The sequence below is a fragment of the Variovorax glucosi genome (genome assembly GCF_051216695.1).
GTDB lineage: Bacteria > Pseudomonadota > Gammaproteobacteria > Burkholderiales > Burkholderiaceae_C > Variovorax.
Window position 1 is genome coordinate 1 of sequence record NZ_JBPJZE010000363.1, and the last position, 1,059, is coordinate 1,059.

Here is a 1,059-nt window from a genome sequence, read left to right on the forward strand (position 1 = left end):
CACGCGGGCGGCGCCTGTGTCATTGGCCGCCGGGGCTGGTGTCCACCGACGATGTGCCATAGAACGCGCGCACCGCATCCACGAGGCGCGTGCGTTCGAATTCGGGATGCAGCCGGTAGCGCACAAAGTGCTCGCCCACGAAGAGCAGCGTCACCATCACGGGCGACAGCACATTGGCGAACAGCGACCAGTCGGAGAACGGCCGTGTCAGGTAGATGAGGATCGACGCCAGCACCGTCAGCGCGAAGAAGCCGGTCCAGATGCGCGTGAGCTGCGTGGTGTAGGACAGCATGTGTCCCTTGAGCGGGTGCACCCGCTGCGCGAACTGCGTGATCAGCGGCAGGCCCTTGCCGCGCAGCGTGGAGCCGAACCAGCCGCACAGCGCGGCGTTGATGGCCACGTGCTGCAGCACATACAAGCGATTGGGATCGCCCGCCTCACCGAGGAAGACGAGCGAGAAGCCGCCAACGCCCAGAACGGCCACAGTGGCAAGGCCCCAGCGACCGAACCAGCTGGCGGCAAGGCCCATGGCAGCGAGCCAGAGCGGCCCGAGCAACACCACGACCGCCCACGGTTCCGTGGCATGGAACAGCGTCATCCAGTGGGACAGGCCGGCATACGCCACGCCTGCCACCAGAAGGAGTGCTATTCGCCATCGCGACATGGGATCAGGAAGCCACGCGATGCTGGGCGACGTGGGTCGCGAGCGTACGCAGCGACTGGAAAATCTGCTGGTTGCGTTCATCGTCCGAACGCAGTTGGAAGCCATAGCGGCGCGAGACTTCGAGCGCCACTTCGAGGATGTCGATCGAGTCGAGTCCCAGGCCTTCGCCATAGAGCGGGTCGGTCGGCACGATGTCCTCGGGGGCCACTTCGAGGTTCAGCGCGTTCACGAGCAGCACGGCCAGCTCTTTTTCGATCGGCGACTGTTCGGAGGCATCGCCAGTGGCGGGAATGGGGGGCTGAGCAGTCGATGACAAAAAAACCTCCTAAAACTTTTTCCTGAACTACCGTGCGGGCCGTGGATTATAGGAGTGCGGCTTGGGGCCTGTTCACCCT

General features: G+C 64.3%; 2 protein-coding genes. Both read right to left on the bottom strand.

What is annotated here, in order from left to right; all coding sequences use genetic code 11:
* Positions 1 to 19 precede the first annotated feature (19 nt).
* The gene (locus ACSFA3_RS25690) at positions 20 to 664 is read right to left on the bottom strand and encodes a COG4648 family protein (protein WP_435464747.1); all 645 of its coding nucleotides are present in this window, start codon (positions 662 to 664) and stop codon (positions 20 to 22) included.
* 4 nt (positions 665 to 668) lie between these two features.
* Entirely contained in the window at positions 669 to 980 is a 312-nt protein-coding gene (locus tag ACSFA3_RS25695) for a phosphopantetheine-binding protein (RefSeq protein ID WP_093056949.1), read from the bottom strand.
* Between the last annotated feature and the right edge of the window lie 79 nt (positions 981 to 1,059).

Bases quoted from the DNA above. Each gene is read 5' to 3' on its own strand.
- ACSFA3_RS25690 (WP_435464747.1), bottom strand. From the start codon at position 664: ATGTCGCGATGGCGAATAGCACTCCTTCTGGTGGCAGGCGTGGCGTAT.